Here is an 18,360-nt window from a genome sequence, read left to right as displayed (position 1 = left end):
TATCCGCGCCCCGTCACCACCGTCCGAGTGCCACGTCGAGGGCGGCGATCGCGGCGGGGCCGGCGGTGGAGGTGCGCAGCACGCTGTCGCCCATCCGGACCGCGCGGGCACCGGCGGCGACGAGCGTCGCGATCTCGGCCGGGTCGATGCCGCCCTCGGGGCCCACGATCAGCACGATCTCGGTCGCGCCCGCGGCGGCGAGCTCGCGGACGCGGGCGGTGAGCCGCTCCTGCGCCGTCGGCTCGAGCACGAGGGCCGCGACGCCATCGATCCGCCGGGCGAGCGCCGCTGTGCTGAGCGCGTCCTCGACATCCGGCACCCAGGCGCGGTGGGCCTGCTTGGCGGCCTCCCGCACGATGCCCGCCCACCGGGCGCGCCCCTTCGCGGTCTTCGCCGCATCCCACCGCGACACGCTCCGCGTCGCCTGCCAGGGGATGACGGCGGCGACGCCGAGCTCCGTCGCCGCCTGGACGGCGAGCTCGTCGCGATCGCCCTTGGCCAGCGCCTGCGCCAGCACGACACGGGGCGAGGCGGGCGGCACGTCGTCGCGTTCGGCGATCCGCACCGTCACCTCGCGCGGCGCGACGGTCTCGCAGACGCCGCGCGCCCACACCCCACGGCCGTCGCCGACCGTGACGTCCTCGCCCACGCGCACGCGGCGCACCGTCGCCGCGTGGTGGGCCTCGGCGCCGGTGAGGACGACGAGCCCGCCGGGCACCGCGTCAGCGGCGTCGTCGAGGAGGAAGTGCAGCGCCACGGATCATCCGTTCCGGAAGCGGTCGCGGAGCTTCGCGAACAGGCCCTGCTGGAACTCGGCGAGATGGGGCGCGGGGGCCTTCGTCTTCTTGGCGAACTCCTCGATCAGCGCCCGCTCCTTGTGGTCGAGGCGCGTCGGGGTGACGACGTGCACGCCGACGCGGAGGTCGCCGCGCTGGTGACCGCGCAGCGGCGTGATGCCGCGGCCCTTGATGGTCAGGACGTCGCCCGCCTGCACCCCGGCGCGCAGCTCCAGATCGACCGGGCCGTCGAGGGCGTCGATCGTCGTGGTCGTGCCGAGGATGGCGTCCGTCATCGACACGTCGAGCGTCGCGAGCAGGTCGTCGCCGTCGCGGCTGAAGATGTCGTGCGGTTCGACGGTGACCTCGAGGTACAGGTCGCCGTTGGGGCCGCCGGCGGGTCCGACCTCGCCGGAACCCGGGAGCTGCAGCCGCAGCCCCGTCTCGACGCCGGCGGGGATGTCGACCGAGACCGTGCGACGCGCGCGCACGCGCCCCTGGCCCTGGCACGTGGCGCAGGGGTAGGGGATGGTGGTGCCGTGACCCTGGCAGGTGGCGCACGGCTGGTTGGTGACGACGTTGCCGATGAGGCTGCGCACCGTGCGCTGCACGTGGCCGGACCCGTGGCAGATGTCGCACGTCACAGGCGACGTGCCGGGCTGGCAGCATCCGCCCTCGCACGTCTCGCAGATGACGGCCGTGTCGACCTCGAGGTCGCGGTGCGCCCCGAAGACGACCTCGCCGAGGTCGAGCGTGACGCGCACGAGCGCGTCCTGCCCGCGTTCGGCGCGGGAGCGCGGACGCGTGCGCGCCCCGCCTCCCCCGCCGCCGCCGAAGAAGGTGTCGAAGATGTCGCCGAAGCCGCCGAAACCCGCGGCTCCCCCGCCGCCGAAGCCGCCCGAATCGCCCATGTCGTAGCGGCGGCGCTGCTCGGCGTCGCTCAGCACGTCGTAGGCGTGGGTGACGAGCTTGAACCGCTCGGCCGCGTCGTCACCGGGGTTGACGTCCGGGTGGAGCTGGCGCGCCAGCCGGCGGTACGCCTTCTTGATGTCGTCCTGCGACGCGTCGCGCGACACGCCGAGTACTTCGTAGTGGTCAGCCACTTTCGCCTTCCCGTCCGCGAATCGCGGAGATCGTGTCGGACGCGCTCAGCGCGCCCGGTCGTCCTCATCGAGCAACCGGCTGAGGTAGCGCGCGACGGCGCGTACCGCGGTCAGGTTGCTCGAATAGTCCATTCGAGTGGGGCCGAGCACGCCCACGCGCGCCTGCCCCCCTGTGGTCTCGTAGTCGCTGGCCAGAACCGATGCCTCGATCAGGCCGAACGGCTCGTTCTCGCGTCCGATGGATGCCGAGAGCCCCTGCTCATCGGTCACCATCTCGCCCATCAACCGCAGCAGCGTCACCTGCTCCTCGATCGCCTCGAGCAGCGGGTAGATGCTCCCGCGGAAGTCGCCTTCGGCGCGGGCGAGCGTCGCGGTGCCCGCCATGACCAGCCGGTCCTGGCGGAACTCGTCGAGCTCCTCGCCGACCGCGCGCAGGATCGCCTGGTGGGCGGCGGCCGATCGCGGCTCGGCGGGAGGATCCGCGAGCGCCTCGCCGACGCGCTTGCTGCCCTCGCGCACCGACTGCCCGGTGACCAGCGCCGACACCCGCGCGCGCAACTGCACCACATCCGCGTCGTTCAGCTCTTCGGGCGCGAACGCCAAGCGCTGCGAGACCCGGCCGGTGTCGGTCACGAGGATCACCACGAGGCGTGCCCCGCCCAGGTGCACGAGTTCGACGTGGGTGATGTTGGCGCGCTCGAACGAGGGGTACTGCACCAGGGCGACCTGGCCGGTGAGCTGGGTGAGGGCGCGCACGGTGCGTGCCAACAGGTCGTCGAGGTCGGCCGGGCCCGCCAGGAACGTGCCGATCGCGCTGCGCTGCGCCCCGGTCAGCGGTCGGAGCTCCGCCAGGTGGTTCACGAAGACCCGGTAGCCCTTGTCGGTCGGGACGCGACCGGACGAGGTGTGCGGCGCGGCGATCAGCTCTTCGTCCTCGAGCATCGCCATGTCGTTGCGGATCGTCGCCGCCGAGACGCCGAACGAGTGCTTCTCGACGATCGACTTGCTGCCGACGGGCTCGCGCGTCGCGACGTAGTCCTCGACGATCGCCCGCAGGACGTCCAGTCCGCGCTCGCTGACCATGCGCACTCCCCTCTGGCACTCCGGATCCGTGAGTGCCAATTCTAGCGCGCTCGCCCGACCGGTCGTCGGGAGCGGGAACCTAGGATCGGATCCGGGAGGCCCACCATGACGAACACCACCATCGAGACCCGCGCCGGGGTCCTCGCGGGCTCCGCCGACGCGACGGCACGGCGCTTCCTGGGGATCCCGTACGCCGCGGCTCCCGTGGGGGCGCGCCGTTTCGCGCTGCCGGAGCCGGCAGAGCCCTGGTCCGGTGTGCGCGAGGCGACGGCGTTCGGTGCGACCGCCGCGCAGTCGCCCTACCCCGCGGCGATCGGGCGCCTCCTCCCCTCCATCCGCATCGACGGCGACGACGTCCTCACGCTCAACGTGTGGACGCCGGTCGACGCCCAGGACGCCCCCGTGATGGTCTGGATCCACGGCGGAGCGCTCGAACGCGGCGCGTCCGCCCTCGCGGCGTACGACGGTTCGTCGTTCGCGCGGGACGGCGTCGTCTTCGTCTCGATCAACTACCGCCTGGGTGCCGAAGGGTTCTCGGTCTTCGAGGACGCGCCGCAGAACGTCGGTCTGGCCGACGCGGCGGCGGCCGTGCATTGGGTGCACGAGAACATCGCCGCGTTCGGTGGCGACCCCGCCCGCGTGACCCTGTTCGGCGAGTCGGCGGGCGGCGCGCTCGTCGCCGCCCTCCTCACCCGTCCCGACATCCGTGCGGTCGTCGCCGGCGGCATCGTGCAGTCGGGACCGCTCGATGCCACCACTCCCGAGCGAGCCGGCCGGGTGACGCGCGCCGTCGCACGGGAACTGCGGATCTCGCCCACGGCCGCAGCCTTCCGCCGCGTGCCTCCGGCGGAGCTCGTCGCCGCGCGCGACACGCTCGCCGCGGGCGGCACGCTGCTGCGCAGCTCCCCCGGCTACACGATGTCGGTCGACGGCGCGCAACTGCCGGCCTCGCCGCGCACCGGGCTGCGCGACCTCGGCATCCCGCTGATCATCGGCACGAACACCGACGAGTACCGCCTCTGGTACACCCCCGAGCAGCTGGCCAAGATCTCGCGTCTGACCTTCAGCGTGGCGTCGGTGGGGATGCGGCTGCCCCGCGGGCTCTGGCGCGCCTACCGCGCCGACGTCCCGGACGGCGGAGCGGGCGAGCTGCTGGGCCAGGTCCTGACCGACAACATCCTGCGCGCCCCCGCCGTCGAGCTCGCGCGACACCGCGCGGCGGCAACGCACGTCTACGAGTTCGCCTGGCCGAGCCCCGTCCGCGATCTTCGCGCCGCGCACGCGCTCGAGATCGGCTTCGTGTTCGACGGGTTGGGCGACGACGCCGCCGATGCGATGGCCGGTCCCACGGCGCCCGCCGCCCTCGCGGCGCGGATGCACGCCGACTGGGTCGCGTTCGCGCGCGACGGCCGCGCTCCCTGGCCGTCGTTCCGCGACGACGGCCTCGTGCGTCGCTACGACGTGGTCACGGACGACGTCGCGCTGCCCCGCGCGGCGGCTCTCGCGACCCTCAACCCGCTCACTCGGTGAGGGCGCGCACCACCGCATCGGCCAGCAGGCGCCCGCGACGGGTCAGTACGACCCGGCCGCGCACGGCATCCGCCCCCTCGATCAACCCGTCCGCGATGAGTCCCGCCGCCGCTCCCCGCTGACGCGCCGGGACGGCGTCGAGGGGCAGGCCCTCACGGATGCGCGACTCCAGCAGGATGCGCTCCAGCAGACGCGCCTCCTCATCCGGGATCTCGCGTGCGGCCGCGGGCGAGATCCCCTGCGAAAGTCGCTGCGCGTACGCGGCGGGATGCTTCACGTTCCACCACCGCACGCCGCCGACGTGGCTGTGGGCGCCCGGACCGAACCCCCACCAGTCCGTGCCCCGCCAGTAGGCGAGGTTGTGCCGCGAGCGGTGTGCGCCGCCGCGCGACCAGTTGGACACCTCGTACCAGTCGTACCCCGCCGCCGCCGTCAGATCGTCGACGAGCTCGTACATCTCGGCCTGCAGATCGTCATCGGGGGCCGCGACCTCGCCCGCGCGGATGCGGCGCGCCAGCTTCGTGCCGTCCTCGATGATCAGCGCGTACGCCGAGAGGTGATCGGGTTCGAGAGCGAGCGCGGCCGTCACCGACGCCCGCCAGTCCTCGAGCGACTCCCCCGGGGCGCCGTAGATGAGGTCGACGCTCACATCCAGTCCCGCCGCGCGCGCACCGGCGACCGCGGTGGCGACGTTCGCCGGGTCGTGCGTGCGATCGAGCGCGGCCAGCACGTGCGGCACGACGGACTGCATGCCGATCGAGACGCGGGTGACCCCCGCCGCGGCCAGCCGTGCGAGCGACTCGGGCGTCACCGAATCCGGGTTCGCCTCCACGGTCACCTCGGCGCCCGGGGCGATGCCGAACGTGTCACGGACGGCCGACAGCATCCCGCCGAGCGCATCGGTCGACAGGAGGGTCGGCGTCCCGCCGCCGAAGAACACCGTCTGGGCGGGGCGCGGTGCGGCCTCGAGCACGCGCTGCGCGAGCGCGATCTCCTGCGCGACGGCATCCGGATAGTCGTCGCGTCGGTGACCGCGCAGCTCGTCGGCGGTGTAGGTGTTGAAGTCGCAGTAGCCGCACCGCACGCGGCAGTAGGGCACGTGGATGTAGACGCCGAAATCACGGTCGGCCGCCGGCACGATCCCCGCGGGCAGAGCGCCGTCCGCCGGCACCGGGTCGCCGTCGGGCAGCACGGAGGGCGACATCAGGTGGACGACAGGTACATCGGGGAGATCGCCCGCAGGTAGCGGCCGAACAGCTCGCGGCGCCGGCGCCGCACGAGCACGGGCAGCATCCGGTAGAGCAGGGCCACCGGGCGGTCGAACGCGCGCACCGTGAACCAGACCTCATCGTCGGCGCGCCACTCGATGATGAACGACTCCTCGCCGCTCACGACCGACTCACCGACCGTCCCGAGCGCGAACCCGATCCGTCGCTTCTCCTCCACGACGAAGATCACGCGCAGCTCGGCGTCCACACGCAGACCCGACACGCGGCCGTGGATGCGGACGGTGGATCCGGCGCCGACGTACGGCGTGCCGTCCGCGTCGAAACGCTGGTCGGCGTCGAGGCGGCTCGGCGCGATCGGCTGCCCCTCCTCGTCGAAGCTGACCCCGGAATACCCGGGATCGGATGCGGGACGCACCTCGCCCATCGACAGGCCGCCGTCGCGCAGCGCACGCCAGGCCAGGAGGTCGGCACCGGCGGAGCGGAATCGCTCTTCGCCGCTGCCGAGCTTCCATGACTCCTGAGCGGGGATACTCCGCTCGGGCGGGTACTGCATGAGGTCCGGGGCCTGTGTCGCACCGACGGCGGCGTAATCGACGGTCTCGTCCCGGAAGGTTCCGCGGCGCATGTGCCCACCCTAACCGTCGTGCCGCCGCCGACCACCCAGCTGCCGTCCAGCCGGTGGATCGCCCGCGGCGATCATCACTTCTTGTCTTTGGTCTCCACGTCGCCCGACAGGGCGGCGATGAACGCCTCCTGCGGCACCTCGACGCGTCCCACCATCTTCATGCGCTTCTTGCCCTCTTTCTGCTTCTCGAGGAGCTTGCGCTTGCGGGTGATGTCACCGCCGTAGCACTTGGCGAGCACGTCCTTGCGGATCGCGCGGATGCTCTCGCGCGCGATGATGCGCGCACCGATCGCGGCCTGGATGGGCACCTCGAACTGCTGGCGCGGGATGAGCTTGCGCAGCCGCTCGGTCATGAGGGTGCCGTAGGCGTAGGCCTTGTCGCGGTGGACGATCGCGCTGAACGCGTCGACCTTCTCGCCCTGCAACAGGATGTCGACCTTCACGAGATCCGACACCTGCTGGCCGGAGGGCTCGTAGTCGAGGCTGGCGTAGCCCTGCGTGCGGCTCTTCAGCTGATCGAAGAAGTCGAAGACGATCTCACCCAGCGGCATGTTGTAGCGGATCTCGACGCGGTCCTCGCTGAAGTACTCCATGCCGATCAGCGACCCTCGTCGCGACTGGCACAGCTCCATGACGGTGCCGACGTAGTCCTTAGGCGTCAGGATCGCGGCCTTCACCATGGGCTCGGCGACCGAGGCGACCCGGCCGTCCGGGTACTCGCTGGGGTTGGTGACGGTGACGGTCTCGCCCACATCCGTCGTGACCTCGTAGATCACGCTCGGCGCGGTCGTGATCAGGTCGAGATCGAACTCGCGCGAGAGGCGCTCGGTGATGATCTCGAGGTGCAGCAGCCCCAGGAATCCGCATCGGAAGCCGAAGCCGAGCGCGACGGACGTCTCGGGCTCGTACTGCAGCGACGCATCCGACAGCTTGAGCTTGTCGAGCGCTTCGCGCAGGTCGCCGTAGTCGCTGCCGTCGATCGGGTAGATCCCCGAGAAGACCATGGGCTTCGGGTCGGTGTAGCCGGCGAGGGCGTCCGTGGCGGGCTTGCGGGCGTTGGTGATGGTGTCGCCGACCTTGGACTGGCGCACGTCCTTCACACCGGTGATCAGGTAGCCCACCTCGCCGACGCCGAGGCCCTTGGTCGGCGTCGGCTCCGGGCTCGACACGCCGATCTCGAGCAGTTCGTGCGTGGCCTTGGTCGACATCATCTGGATGCGCTCGCGCGGCTCCAGCTTTCCGTCGACCATGCGGACGTAGGTGACGACGCCGCGGTACGCGTCGTAGACGGAGTCGAAGATCATCGCGCGCGCCGGCGCGTCGGCGTCGCCCCGCGGCGCGGGGATCTGCTCGACGATCCGGTCGAGCAGCTCCTCGACGCCCTGGCCGGTCTTGCCGCTGACGCGCAGCACATCATCGGGCGAGCCGCCGATGAGGCCGGCGAGCTCGGCGGCGAACTTCTCCGGGTCGGCCGCCGGGAGGTCGATCTTGTTGAGCACCGGGATGATGTGCAGATCGTTCTCGAGCGCGAGGTACAGGTTGGCCAGCGTCTGGGCCTCGATGCCCTGCGCGGCGTCGACGAGGAGGATCGCGCCCTCGCAGGCGGCGAGCGAGCGGCTCACCTCGTAGGTGAAGTCCACGTGACCGGGCGTGTCGATCATGTTCAGGGCGTAGGCGCCGTCGGCCCCGCCCCACGGCATCCGCACGGCCTGGCTCTTGATCGTGATGCCGCGCTCGCGCTCGATGTCCATGCGGTCGAGATACTGCGCGCGCATGTCGCGGTCGGCGACGACGCCGGTGATCTGCAGCATGCGATCGGCCAGCGTCGACTTGCCGTGGTCGATGTGGGCGATGATGCAGAAGTTGCGGATCAGCTCGGGCGGGGTCGCACTCGGCTGCAGTGGCTGTAGGGCGCGCGGTGACATGTCCCCTTGATTCTACGGGGAGGCGAGCCCGCGCACCGCCCGCCTACCCTGGGACCATGACGGTGCAGGTGGTGTTGGTGCACGGTATCCGCACATCGGCGAGCATGTGGCGCGCGCAATGCGTGACCCTCGCCGAGCGCGGAGTGCCCGTCGAGGCCGTCGATCTGCCGGGGCACGGCACGCGGATGTCCGAGCCCTTCACCCTCGAGGAGGCCTTCGCGACGATCGATCGCGCGGTGCGCTCCGCCGCCGAGCGCGGTCCCGTGCTCCTCGTCGGGCACTCCATGGGCGGGCTCCTGTGCACCGAGTACGTCGGCCGCACGGACGCTCCCCCGGTCGCCGGGTTCATCGCCGCGTCGTGCACGGCCGTCCCGCGCGGCGCGGGCCTGGCGATGTACCGCACCCTGGCGCGCGGCTTCGACGCGCTGCCGGATCGCGGCATGTGGATGACGAAGCAGGTGCTCGCCCGCACCCTCCCCGAGCACACGCGCGAGGATTTCGGCGCGGGCGGCTATGCGCTCGACGCACAGGACGGCGCCCTCGCCCAGCTGGCCGGGATCGACGTACTGACAGCGCTCGCCCGCATCCACGTGCCGCTGTGGTTCGTCAACGGGCAGTTCGACCAGCTGCGCGTCGGAGAGAGGACGTTCCTGCGGATCGCACCGCACGCCGAGCTGATCGTCTTCCCCCGCACGAGTCACCTCGTCTCGGCGATGCGCCCCGAGGTGTTCGACGCCGTCATCGCGCTCGCGATCGCCACACTCGAGGCGGACGCGCCCCGGCCCGTCTGGTAGGCTCAGTGTTTGGCTTGCGCGTGTGGGATTTTCCCGTCCCGCACGACCGCCGGAACGCGCCCCTCTACCGCCGACCGGCACTATCCGAGCAGACTCCGAAACGAAAGTCATACGACACGTGGCAAACATCAAGTCGCAGATCAAGCGCAACAAGACCAACGACAAGGCGCACGAGCGCAACAAGGCCGTGAAGAGCGAGCTGCGTACCGCTGTGCGTCGCGCCCGCGAGGCTGCGGTCTCGGGTGACAAGGCGAACGCCGAGAAGGCCCTAGTCCTCGCGACCAAGAAGCTCGACAAGGCCGTCAGCAAGGGCGTCATCCACAAGAACCAGGCAGCGAACCGCAAGTCGGCCATCGCCAAGCAGGTCGCCGCTCTCTGAGCAGTCCTCACGTCCGAAGCCCCCGTCGTTCTCGACGGGGGCTTCGTCGTTTGCGGGGTATCCCGAGGGCGTCGTTGCGGGGCGTCGTTGCGGGGGCGTCCCTCATCCCCCAGGCTCCGCCCCGCAGCCCCCTTCGCGAGTGCACGGCTTACCGCCGAGCGCACGACTTCCGCGCGTAGCTAGGTCGTGCACTCGGCGCGATGTCGTGCACTCGGCGGATACGACAGGCCGCACGCAGCGCACAACCGGGGCCCATACCTAGGTGGAACGCGGGATGCCGAGCGCACGGGTTACCGCCGGGCGCACGGGCTCCGCGCGACGCGACGTCGTGCACTCGGCGCGATGTCGTGCGCTCGGCGGATACGACAGGCCGCACGAGGTGCAACCACGAGGCGCACACCGCGGCGGAACGCGGGATGCCGAGTGCACGGCTTACCGCCGAGTGCACGGGCTCCGCGCGACACGACGTCGTGCACTCGGCGCGATGTCGTGCACTCGGCGGATACGACAGGCCGCATGCGGCGCACAACCAGGTGCGCACCTCGGTGGAACGCCAATCCCGGATGCCGAGCGCACGACTTACCGTCGATCGCACGGCTTCCGCGCGTAGCTAGGTCGTGCACTCGGCGCGATGTCGTGCACTCGGCGGATACGACAGGCCGCACGAGGTGCACCACGAGGCCCACACCGCCGCGCAAGGCCGGATGCCGAGAGCACGGCTTACCGCCGAGTGCACGACTTCCGCGCGACGCTAGGCCGTGCACTCGGTGCTACGCCGTGCACTCGGCGCTAGGTCGTGCACTCGGCGCGATGTCGGGCGCCGGGAGGACGTGACGGGCGGGGGATGCGGGGAGGCGGGGCTGTGGCGCGAGCGCGTCAGGCGCCGTAGGGGGCGCGGGTCGAGATGACGGTCACGAGGCGCTCGAGCGCGAAGACCGCGTCGCGCGAGCCGCCCTTGACGTCGGCGTCGGCACGCGCCGTCGCCTGGATCGCGAGCCCCAGCGAGTCCTGCGTCCAGCCGCCGGCGAGATCGCGGCGGGCACGGTCGACCTGCCAGTCCTTCATGCCCAGGCGCGAGGCGACGGCCGCCGATGACTCGCCGCGGCTTCCCGCCACGCGCGCCATGGTGCGCAGCTTCATCGCGAACGCCGCGACCATGGGCACCGGGTCGGCGCCCGAGGCGAGCGCCTGGCGGAGGGTGAGCAGGGCGTCGCCGTACCGACCGGCGATCGCCGTGTCGGCGACCGTGAACGCGGACGTCTCGACCCGACCGCCGTAGTAGCGCTCGACGATGGGCTCGGTGATGTCGCCCTCGACATCCGAGATCAGCTGCTGACAGGCGGCGGCGAGCTCGGTGAGGTCATCGGCGAACGCGCCGACGAGCGCGCGCAGCGCCCCCGGCACGATGCGTCGCTGCGCCTCACGGAACTCGCCCGCCGCGAAGTCGTAGCGGTCGGAGTCGCGCTTGATGGCGGGGCAGGCGACCTCGGCTCCCCCGCCCTGCCCGGCGCGGATCGCTTCGAGGAGCTTCTTACCCCGCACGCTGGCGCCGGTGTGCCGCAGCACCACGGTCGCTCCCTCCTGCGGAGCCTGCAGGTAGGAGAGGGCCTCCGCGAGGAACGCATCGGAGCACTTCTCCACGCTGCGGATGCGCACCAGACGCGGTTCGCCGAAGAGCGAGGGGGCGCTCACCGCGAGCAGCGTGCCCGCCGCGTAGTCCGAGGCGTCGATGTCGGAGATCTCGAGACTCGGGTCCTCGGCACGCAGGTACTCGCGCAGCCGCGCGGTGGCGCGCTCGGCACAGACCTCCTCCGGCCCCGAGACGAGAACGATCGGCGCGGGCGTCGGCGTACGCCAGGACTGCTGCGGGATCGCACTGCGGGGTGCGGAAGGACGTCGGGCTGCCACCGTCTCAGCCTATCCAGCGCGGACGACACGGGCGCGCGCGTCGCCGGCGACCCTCGGGCGGGGCGCGCTCGCGCCAGAGCGTCGGCACACCGGCATCCAGACCCACCAGGATCAGCCCGTCCTGGTCGCTGCGCGCCACCTGCGTGCCGCCCGCGCCCAGCAGCGCGAGCGCGTCGGCACGCGGATGCCCGTAGTCGTTGTCCTCGCCGACCGGGATGAGGGCCAGTCGCGCGGCGATGAGCCGGTAGAGGCCCGGATCCTGATCGGCCGAACCGTGATGGGCGAACTTCACCACGTCGTACGGACCACGCACCATGCCGCCGGCGCGGAGCCGCTGCTGCGCCTCGGCTCCGAGGTCGCCGAGCAGGATGCTGCGCGGCACCCCGCCGCCCGAGACCTCGATCACCACACTCGCATCGTTGCCCGCGACGGTGTCCTCCGGCGCCGGCCACACCACGCGCCACCGCGCGTCGCCCAGCCGACCCGAGGCGCCCGCGGCCACCTGATGCGTCTGCTCGGCACTCACCTGCCGGATGCGGCGGGTGCCGTCCTCATCGGCGGGCCCGTGGAGCAGCACGCCCACCCGCCCCGCGATCGCCCCGACGCCGCCCACGTGGTCGAGATCGAAGTGGGTGAGAACGAGCACGTCGATCCGGTCGATCCCGAGTCGAGCCAGGCACGCGGCGACCGGCTCCGGCGACGGTCCGGTGTCGATCAGCATGACGGCGCCGGCCGAGCGCAGTAGGACCGCGTCCCCCTGCCCGACGTCGCACAGCGCGATCCGCCACTCTCGGGGCGTGGTGAGCGGCACGACGACGGACGAGACCAGCAGGGTGCCGATCGCCAGCGCTCCGCCGATGCCAGAGGCGATCCCCGCGGCCCACCGAAGCGCGCGGCTCCGGCGCCCACGCCCGGTGGAGACGAGCAGCACGACGAGCACCGCGCCCGCGGCGGCCAGCGCGACGACGCCGCCCCAGCCCTCGACCCACGGCAGCGTGCTGCCGGGCAGCGCCGCGGTGGCATGGGCGGTGGCGGCGATCCAGGCCGCGGGAATCCACGCGAGTCCGACGAGCCCGGCCTGCAGCAGCGGCACCGGCGCGAGGAGGCAGGCGGCAAGGCCCAGCACGGTGGCGGCCGGCGCGGCGGGCGCCGCCAGCAGGTTCGCGACGACCCCGTAGACCGCGACGCCGGGGCTGACAAGCACGATGAGCGGCCCGCACACCAGCTGCGCAGACAGCGGCACGGCGAGCATCACCGCGAGCGGATGCGGCATCGCCCGCGCCAATCCGCGCGCGAGCGGCGGCGCGAGCACCAGCAGCGCACCGGTCGCCGCCACCGACAGCGCGAAGCCGAGCGAGAGGGCGAGCCACGGATCGAGCGCCAGGAGCAGCGCGACGGCGAGCGAGAGCACCGAGAGCCCCGCGCCGCGACGGCCCAGCAGGAGCGCCAGCATCGCGACGGCCGACATGGTGGCCGCGCGGATGACGCTGGGCTCCGGCGTGACCAGCACGACGAAGCCCACCAGCGCCGCGAGCCCCGCGGCCACCCGGAGCGCACGCCCGGCGCCGACGGCCGCGGCGCCGAGGAAGGCCAGGCCGACGACGATGGCGCAGTTCGCCCCCGACACCGCGGTCAGGTGCGTGAGACCGGAGGTGCGCATGGCGGCGTCCAGGTCGGCGTCGACCGCCGCGGTGTCGCCGACGGCGAGTCCGGGCACGAGTCCTGCCCCGGGTTGCGGCAGCCCGTCCGTCGCGGCCGCGAGACGCTCGCGCAGCCACGCGGATGCCGCTTCGACACCGGTCGGCGCGGCGAGGACGGCGATGTCGCCGGCGGGGCGCACCACGAGGACCGCGCGCTCCCCCGCATCCGCGGGGAACGCCGTAGCGATGAACCCCCAGCGCGCGCCCGGCGCGGCCTGCGGCGGCACCGTCTCGAGCAGCAGGGTCACGGGTGCGCCGCCCGGCAGTGCGTCATCGCCGACCCGGAGCGTCTCGACGACCGCATCGACCCGCGCGCCCCGCACGGTGGGCTCCGCCTTGCCGGTCACCCGCACCTCCAGCGTGAGCGCTCGACCATCCGCCGCCGACGCCGTCATCGCCCGTACCGGCTGCTCACCCGCGACGGTGGCGGCGGCGACCGTCGCGAACAGCAGCGCGACCGCGGCAAGGACGAGGAGGCGGGACGCGCGGGTGCCGAAGGTCAGCACCGCGCACACGAGCGCCGCGCCGCCCAGCAGCCAGGCCGCGCCCGCGGCGAGCGAGGGCACGATCGTCAGCGCGATCGCCGTCGCCCCGGTGCCGAGGGCGGCGGGGACGAGCCGCCACGCGCGCGGGTCCACCTCACACCGTGACCAGGTCGCGCAACCCGGCGATGAGCTTCTCGCCGATGCCGGGTACCGCCAGGAGGTCGTCGACGCTCGTGAAGCGCCCGTTCTGCTCGCGCCAGTCGATGATGCGCTGCGCGATGGCCGGTCCGATCCGGGGCAGTTCGTCGAGCTGCGCGAGGTCGGCGGCGTTCAGGTCGATCTTGCCGTCCGTGCGCTCGCCCGGCGGCGCCGCCGCCGTCTCGCCGATCGCCGGCACGTGCAGCTGCTCGCCGTCGGTCACCGGCCGCGCGAGGTTCACCGCGGCCGCATCCGCCGTGTCGCTCAGCCCTCCCGCCGCCGATACCGCGTCGAACACGCGCGCGCCGGTCGGGAGCAGATAGAGGCCGGGCATGGCGACCGCGCCCGCCACATGCACGTACACGCCGGTCTCCGCCGCATCCACCCCGGCGACGACGGATGCCGCCGGCACCGGCTCTGGCGTGATCGCCGCCGAGCGGATGAGGCCCACCGCCACCGTGACGGCGACGATCCCGAGCCCGACCACGACGATCGCCCCGACGCCCCAGCGGACGCGCCGAGGCCGGTCGGGCGGCGGTGAGATCACCCGCTCACGCTAGGAGGCACGCGGAGGCGGGACGCGCGTCGCGCGGCACGGTGTGGGCGTATCGCGCCTGCCGGAGCGGTGGGGAGATCAGGTGGGAGGGGCGCCGGCGACGCACACCCCGGTGCCGTCGGCGCGGTTCGCGCAGAGGCGGGCTCCGTCGTCCTGGAGGCCGCGGAGAACGGCCAGGTCTTCCTCGAGCATCTCGTCGCTCGCGTCACCGGCGACCGTGAGCGTGACCGCGCGGGGTGCGCTCACGAGGGAGACCGCCCCCGTGTCGCGCAGCGCGGCGGCGGCCGCCGCGACGCGGTCGCCGATCAGCGGCGGAGCGGCCGTGACGCGCAGCGCGACGTCGTCGGCGGCGCCCGCCGTCACCGTGATCGCGGCGAAGGCCGACGCCTCGGGGCGCGCCGACACGGCCTGGGCGAGCGACGCCGCCCGTGCCGGCGAATCGACGGTGAGATCGATGCTGCCGTCGTCGGTCCAGAGCGTGCGCACCTCGGAGAGGCGGGCGTCGTCGAGCGCGGCAAGCAACGCTCGGGCCGCGTCGCCCGAGGCGCCCGCGCCGAGATCGACGAGCGGACTCGCGAACACCACGGCCGGCGCGCCCGGGGCGGCGGATGCGGCGGCCGCCGCGGCGGCGACATCGACCTCGCGTGCGAGCGTGACCTCGAGCCGCTCCGGCTCGGCATGGAGGCCGGTCGTGGGAACGGCGCCCGCGACCGCCGTCCATGCCCTCTCGGCGTCGTCGATCCACGCGCCCGCGTCGCCCTGGATCCGCACCGCCTCATCGGCGCCGCGGACCGTGAGGTGCAGCCGGCCGCTGCGCGTCACGTCGGCGAGCACCTCGGGCAGGCTCCGCGCGAGCGCGAAGGCCTCGGCGCCATCATCACCGGTGAGCCCCACGCTCACCCCGCTCACCCGGTCCTCACCCGGACGGGAGGTGAGGGCGACGGATGCGACCCGCTCGTCCGCGCGCAGGCTCTGGGCGCGGGCGAGCACCCGCGCGCTGAGCCCCGCGTCGGCGAAGACCGGAACGGTCGCCTCATCCGCCACCAGGGTGATGCGCACGTCGGTGTCGGCTCGGTCGTGCGCGAACGCGCTGAGCCGGTCGGTCAGCGCACGCAGCTGCGCGTCGGTGGCTCCCGCCTGCGCCCGCACCTCGGCGCTCACGCCGCCGGTGAAGGGCATGTTGTCCGCCGTGCTGAGCTCGATGCCGGCGATCGTCGCATCGTCGCCGAAGGTCGCCGCGAAGTCCTCGCGCGCCCCATCCCCGCTGCAGCCGGTGAGGATCAGCGCCCCGGCCAGCACGATCGCCGCGAGAGCGCGCCACCGTCCTCTCGTCGCCATCGTGTCAGCGTATCGATGCCGTCGCGACGAAGGACCCCCGCGATGCGTCATCGCGAGGGTCCTTCGTCTGCGCGAGGTCAGTGCGTGCTGAAGCTGACGACCTTCGGCGCGCGCACGATGGCGCGCGTGATCTCGCGGTCGCCGAGCGCCCGCTGCACGCGATCGTCGGCGCGGGCGAGCCGCTCGAGCTCGGCGCCGTCGATCCGTGCGGACACCTCGAACGTGGCCCGCACCTTGCCGTCGATCTGCACGATCGCGGTGACGGACTCCTCGACGAGAAGCGTGGAATCCGCCTGACGCCAGGTCGCGAGCCCCACCGAGGGCTGGTAGCCGAGGATCGACCACATCTCCTCCGCCGTGTGCGGCGCGAACAGGTCGAGGATCATCGCGGTCGCCTCGGCGGCCTCGCGGACGGCCGGGTCGGCGGGGCCCGCTCCGCTGTCGATCGTCTTGCGGATGGCGTTGACGAGCTCCATGAGACGTGCGACGACGACGTTGAACTTCGTCTGCTCGATGAGCGACGGCGCATCGGCCCACAGACGGTGGGTCACGCGGCGCAGCGCCGTGTCACCCTCGGCCCACACGACATCCGTGGGGCTCGTGACGTCTCCGGCGACGCGCAGCGCGCGGGCCAGGAACTTGGTCGCGCCGGTCGTCGACACGTCCTTCCAGTCCTTGTCGTCCTCGACGGGGCCGGCGAACGCCAGTCCCACGCGGAGCGCATCGGCGCCGTGCGCGTCGAGCTCCTCCTGGAAGAGCACGAGGTTGCCCTTGCTCTTGGACATCTTGGCGCCGTCGAGGATCACCATGCCCTGGTTGATCAGGCTCGAGAACGGCTCGGTGAAGTCGAGGTGCCCCATGTCGTACAGCGCCTTCGTGATGAAACGCGCGTACAGCAGGTGCAGGATGGCGTGCTCGACGCCGCCGATGTAGAAGTCGACCGGTGCCCACTTGAGCGCCTCGCGGCCGGAGAACGCCTGGCTCGGGTCGCCCGGGGACAGGAAGCGCAGGAAGTACCACGAGCTGTCGACGAAGGTGTCCATCGTGTCGGGGTCGCGGCGCGCCGGCTCCCCCGTCTCGGGGTCGACGGTGGTGACCCACTCCTCCGCGCCGCCGAGCGGCGACGTGCCCTGCGGCAGCAGGTCGAGTCCCTCCGGGTCGGGCAGCCGCACCGGCAGCTGGTCGTCGGGCACCGGGGTGATGCGTCCGTCCTCGGTGTGCACCATCGGGATCGGGGTGCCCCAGAAGCGCTGGCGCGAGATCAGCCAGTCCCGCAGGCGGTAGGTCTTGGAGGCGCGCCCGGTGCCGGCGGCGTTCAGCTCCTCGACGACGCGGGCGATCGCGGTGCGCTTGCTCAGCCCGTCGAGCGAGCCGGAGTTGATCATCCGGCCCTCGCCGGTGAGCGCGACGCCGGTGCGCGCCGGGTCGATCTCTTCGAGCGCGGACGCGCCGTCGAGCGGATCGATCGGGGCACCGTCCTCGTCGAGTTCGATGACCGGGATGGCGCCGGTGATGGGCGCGGTGGTGTCGACCACGACGGTGACCGGCAGATCGAACGCGCGGGCGAAGTCGAGGTCGCGCTGGTCGTGTGCGGGAACCGCCATGACCGCGCCGTGACCGTAGTCGGCCAGGACGTAGTCGGCGGCCCAGATGGGCAGACGCGCGCCGTTGATGGGATTGATCGCGTAACGCTCGAGGAACACACCGGTCTTGGGCCGGTCCGTGTTCTGACGCTCGACATCCGTCGACTGCTGCACGGTGCGCAGGTACGTCTCGAACCGCTCGCGCGCCGCGTCGCCGGCCCCGGCCGCGAGCTCCGCGGCGAGGTCGGAATCGGGGGCGACCACCATGAACGTGGCGCCGTGCAGCGTGTCGGGGCGGGTCGAGAAGACGGTGACCTTCTCGTCGCGGCCCTCGATCTCGAAGTCGATGTCGGCGCCGACGGAGCGTCCGATCCAGTTGCGCTGCATCTGCAGCACCTTGTGCGGCCAGAAGCCCTCGAGCTGGTTCAGGTCGTCGAGCAGCCGGTCGGCGTAGTCGGTGATCCGGAAGTACCACTGGGTCAGCTTCTTCTTGATCACCACGGCGCCGCAGCGCTCGCAGTGCCCGTCGACGACCTGCTCGTTGGCGAGCACCGTCTGGTCGTGGGTGCACCAGTTGACCGGGCTCTCCTTGCGGTACGCGAGACCGCGCTCGTAGAGCTGCTGGAACAGCCACTGGTTCCAGCGGTAGTAGTCGGGGTCGCTCGTGTGCAGGACACGGCTCCAGTCGAACGAGACGCCGTAGGCCTTCAGGCTCGTCTTCTGCTGCGCGATGTTGTCGTACGTCCACGTGACGGGGTTGGCGCCGCGCTTGATGGCGGCGTTCTCGGCGGGCAGGCCGAACGAGTCCCAGCCGATCGGGTGCAGCACGTTGTAGCCGCGGTGACGCCAGAACCGGGCCACGATGTCGGAGTAGAGGTAGTTCTCGGCGTGCCCCATGTGCAGGTCGCCGGACGGGTAGGGGAACATCGCCAGCACGTACTTGCGCGGACGCGTGTCGTCCTCGCCCCCCGCGCGGAACGGGTCGAGCTCGGCCCAGCGCTGCTGCCACTTCTCCTGGATCGCGTGCGCGTCGAAGCCGCCCTCGGAGGAGGGGCCTGCGGTGTCGGTGGTGATCGAAGACACAGGAAGACCAATCAGTGGGGTGTCGGGAAGGTGCGCGATGCGCATCTTTCAGGTTACCCGACCCC

At 72.4% G+C, this 18,360-nt stretch carries 14 protein-coding genes; 3 read left to right on the top strand and 11 right to left on the bottom strand.

Going from position 1 to position 18,360, the window contains the following annotated elements; translation table 11 throughout:
- Positions 1-13: 13 nt before the first annotated feature.
- From AB0N73_RS00540 to hrcA, 3 genes are read right to left on the bottom strand one after another with little or no spacing between them, the layout of a single operon-like run.
- Complete coding sequence (locus AB0N73_RS00540) at positions 14-757, bottom strand: 16S rRNA (uracil(1498)-N(3))-methyltransferase (RefSeq protein WP_363559257.1); 744 nt, start codon at positions 755-757, stop codon at positions 14-16.
- Positions 758-760: 3 nt separating this feature from the next.
- Positions 761-1,879: a molecular chaperone DnaJ gene (dnaJ, locus tag AB0N73_RS00535; protein WP_363559255.1), complete on the bottom strand. Its 1,119-nt coding sequence runs from the start codon at positions 1,877-1,879 to the stop codon at positions 761-763.
- A 45-nt stretch (positions 1,880-1,924) separates the two neighbouring features.
- On the bottom strand, positions 1,925-2,962 hold the full coding sequence (gene hrcA / locus AB0N73_RS00530) for a heat-inducible transcriptional repressor HrcA (protein WP_363559253.1): 1,038 nt from the start codon (positions 2,960-2,962) through the stop codon (positions 1,925-1,927).
- A 105-nt stretch (positions 2,963-3,067) separates the two neighbouring features.
- On the opposite strand from hrcA, the gene AB0N73_RS00525 reads away from it, so the two are divergent.
- Positions 3,068-4,492, top strand: coding sequence for a carboxylesterase family protein (locus tag AB0N73_RS00525; RefSeq protein ID WP_363559251.1), 1,425 nt, complete (start codon positions 3,068-3,070; stop codon positions 4,490-4,492).
- On the opposite strand, the gene hemW is transcribed toward AB0N73_RS00525, so the two are convergent.
- The 3 genes from hemW to lepA all read right to left on the bottom strand — a co-directional run bounded on the left by hemW (position 4,482) and on the right by lepA (position 8,271).
- Positions 4,482-5,696 (bottom strand): radical SAM family heme chaperone HemW, encoded by a 1,215-nt coding sequence (gene hemW / locus AB0N73_RS00520; RefSeq protein WP_363559249.1) that lies wholly within the window; start codon positions 5,694-5,696, stop codon positions 4,482-4,484. The genes AB0N73_RS00525 and hemW overlap by 11 nt on opposite strands.
- Complete coding sequence (locus AB0N73_RS00515; RefSeq protein WP_363559247.1) at positions 5,696-6,346, bottom strand: DUF1990 family protein; 651 nt, start codon at positions 6,344-6,346, stop codon at positions 5,696-5,698. Before AB0N73_RS00515 ends, hemW begins: the two co-directional genes overlap by 1 nt.
- 74 nt (positions 6,347-6,420) lie before the next feature.
- Positions 6,421-8,271, bottom strand: a complete 1,851-nt coding sequence (gene lepA, locus AB0N73_RS00510; protein ID WP_363559245.1) for a translation elongation factor 4 — start codon at positions 8,269-8,271, stop codon at positions 6,421-6,423.
- A gap of 56 nt (positions 8,272-8,327) precedes the next feature.
- Between lepA and AB0N73_RS00505 the strand changes: the two genes are divergently transcribed.
- Complete coding sequence (locus AB0N73_RS00505; RefSeq protein ID WP_363559243.1) at positions 8,328-9,065, top strand: alpha/beta hydrolase; 738 nt, start codon at positions 8,328-8,330, stop codon at positions 9,063-9,065.
- A 118-nt stretch (positions 9,066-9,183) separates the two neighbouring features.
- Positions 9,184-9,444 carry a 30S ribosomal protein S20 gene (gene rpsT / locus AB0N73_RS00500; RefSeq protein ID WP_363559241.1) on the top strand — a complete coding sequence of 87 codons (261 nt, stop codon included), beginning with the start codon at positions 9,184-9,186 and terminating at the stop codon, positions 9,442-9,444.
- An 876-nt stretch (positions 9,445-10,320) separates the two neighbouring features.
- On the opposite strand, the gene holA is transcribed toward rpsT, so the two are convergent.
- From holA to leuS, 5 genes are all read right to left on the bottom strand, one after another.
- Complete coding sequence (gene holA, locus AB0N73_RS00495) at positions 10,321-11,352, bottom strand: DNA polymerase III subunit delta (RefSeq protein WP_363559239.1); 1,032 nt, start codon at positions 11,350-11,352, stop codon at positions 10,321-10,323.
- Between the two features lie 4 nt (positions 11,353-11,356).
- On the bottom strand, positions 11,357-13,690 hold the full coding sequence (locus tag AB0N73_RS00490; RefSeq protein WP_363559237.1) for a ComEC/Rec2 family competence protein: 2,334 nt from the start codon (positions 13,688-13,690) through the stop codon (positions 11,357-11,359).
- 1 nt (position 13,691) lies between these two features.
- A complete protein-coding gene (locus AB0N73_RS00485) occupies positions 13,692-14,282 on the bottom strand; it encodes a helix-hairpin-helix domain-containing protein (RefSeq protein ID WP_363559235.1) in 591 nt (196 codons plus the stop codon).
- 87 nt (positions 14,283-14,369) lie between these two features.
- On the bottom strand, positions 14,370-15,629 hold the full coding sequence (locus tag AB0N73_RS00480) for a hypothetical protein (RefSeq protein WP_363559233.1): 1,260 nt from the start codon (positions 15,627-15,629) through the stop codon (positions 14,370-14,372).
- Between the two features lie 77 nt (positions 15,630-15,706).
- Positions 15,707-18,340, bottom strand: coding sequence for a leucine--tRNA ligase (gene leuS / locus AB0N73_RS00475; RefSeq protein WP_363559231.1), 2,634 nt, complete (start codon positions 18,338-18,340; stop codon positions 15,707-15,709).
- Positions 18,341-18,360 lie beyond the last annotated feature (20 nt).

The organism is Microbacterium sp. NPDC089189, from assembly GCF_040685095.1.
In the GTDB taxonomy this organism is placed as follows: Bacteria; Actinomycetota; Actinomycetes; order Actinomycetales; family Microbacteriaceae; genus Microbacterium.
Note: the sequence above shows the minus strand (reverse complement) of the source record. Positions and strands in the feature narration are given on the sequence as shown.

Bases quoted from the DNA above. Each gene is read 5' to 3' on its own strand.
- hrcA (WP_363559253.1), bottom strand. From the start codon at position 2,962: ATGGTCAGCGAGCGCGGACTGGACGTCCTGCGGGCGATCGTCGAGGAC.
- AB0N73_RS00525 (WP_363559251.1), top strand. From the start codon at position 3,068: ATGACGAACACCACCATCGAGACCCGCGCCGGGGTCCTCGCGGGCTCC.
- hemW (WP_363559249.1), bottom strand. From the start codon at position 5,696: ATGTCGCCCTCCGTGCTGCCCGACGGCGACCCGGTGCCGGCGGACGGC.
- AB0N73_RS00515 (WP_363559247.1), bottom strand. From the start codon at position 6,346: ATGCGCCGCGGAACCTTCCGGGACGAGACCGTCGATTACGCCGCCGTC.
- lepA (WP_363559245.1), bottom strand. From the start codon at position 8,271: ATGTCACCGCGCGCCCTACAGCCACTGCAGCCGAGTGCGACCCCGCCC.
- AB0N73_RS00505 (WP_363559243.1), top strand. From the start codon at position 8,328: ATGACGGTGCAGGTGGTGTTGGTGCACGGTATCCGCACATCGGCGAGC.
- AB0N73_RS00480 (WP_363559233.1), bottom strand. From the start codon at position 15,629: ATGGCGACGAGAGGACGGTGGCGCGCTCTCGCGGCGATCGTGCTGGCC.
- leuS (WP_363559231.1), bottom strand. From the start codon at position 18,340: ATGCGCATCGCGCACCTTCCCGACACCCCACTGATTGGTCTTCCTGTG.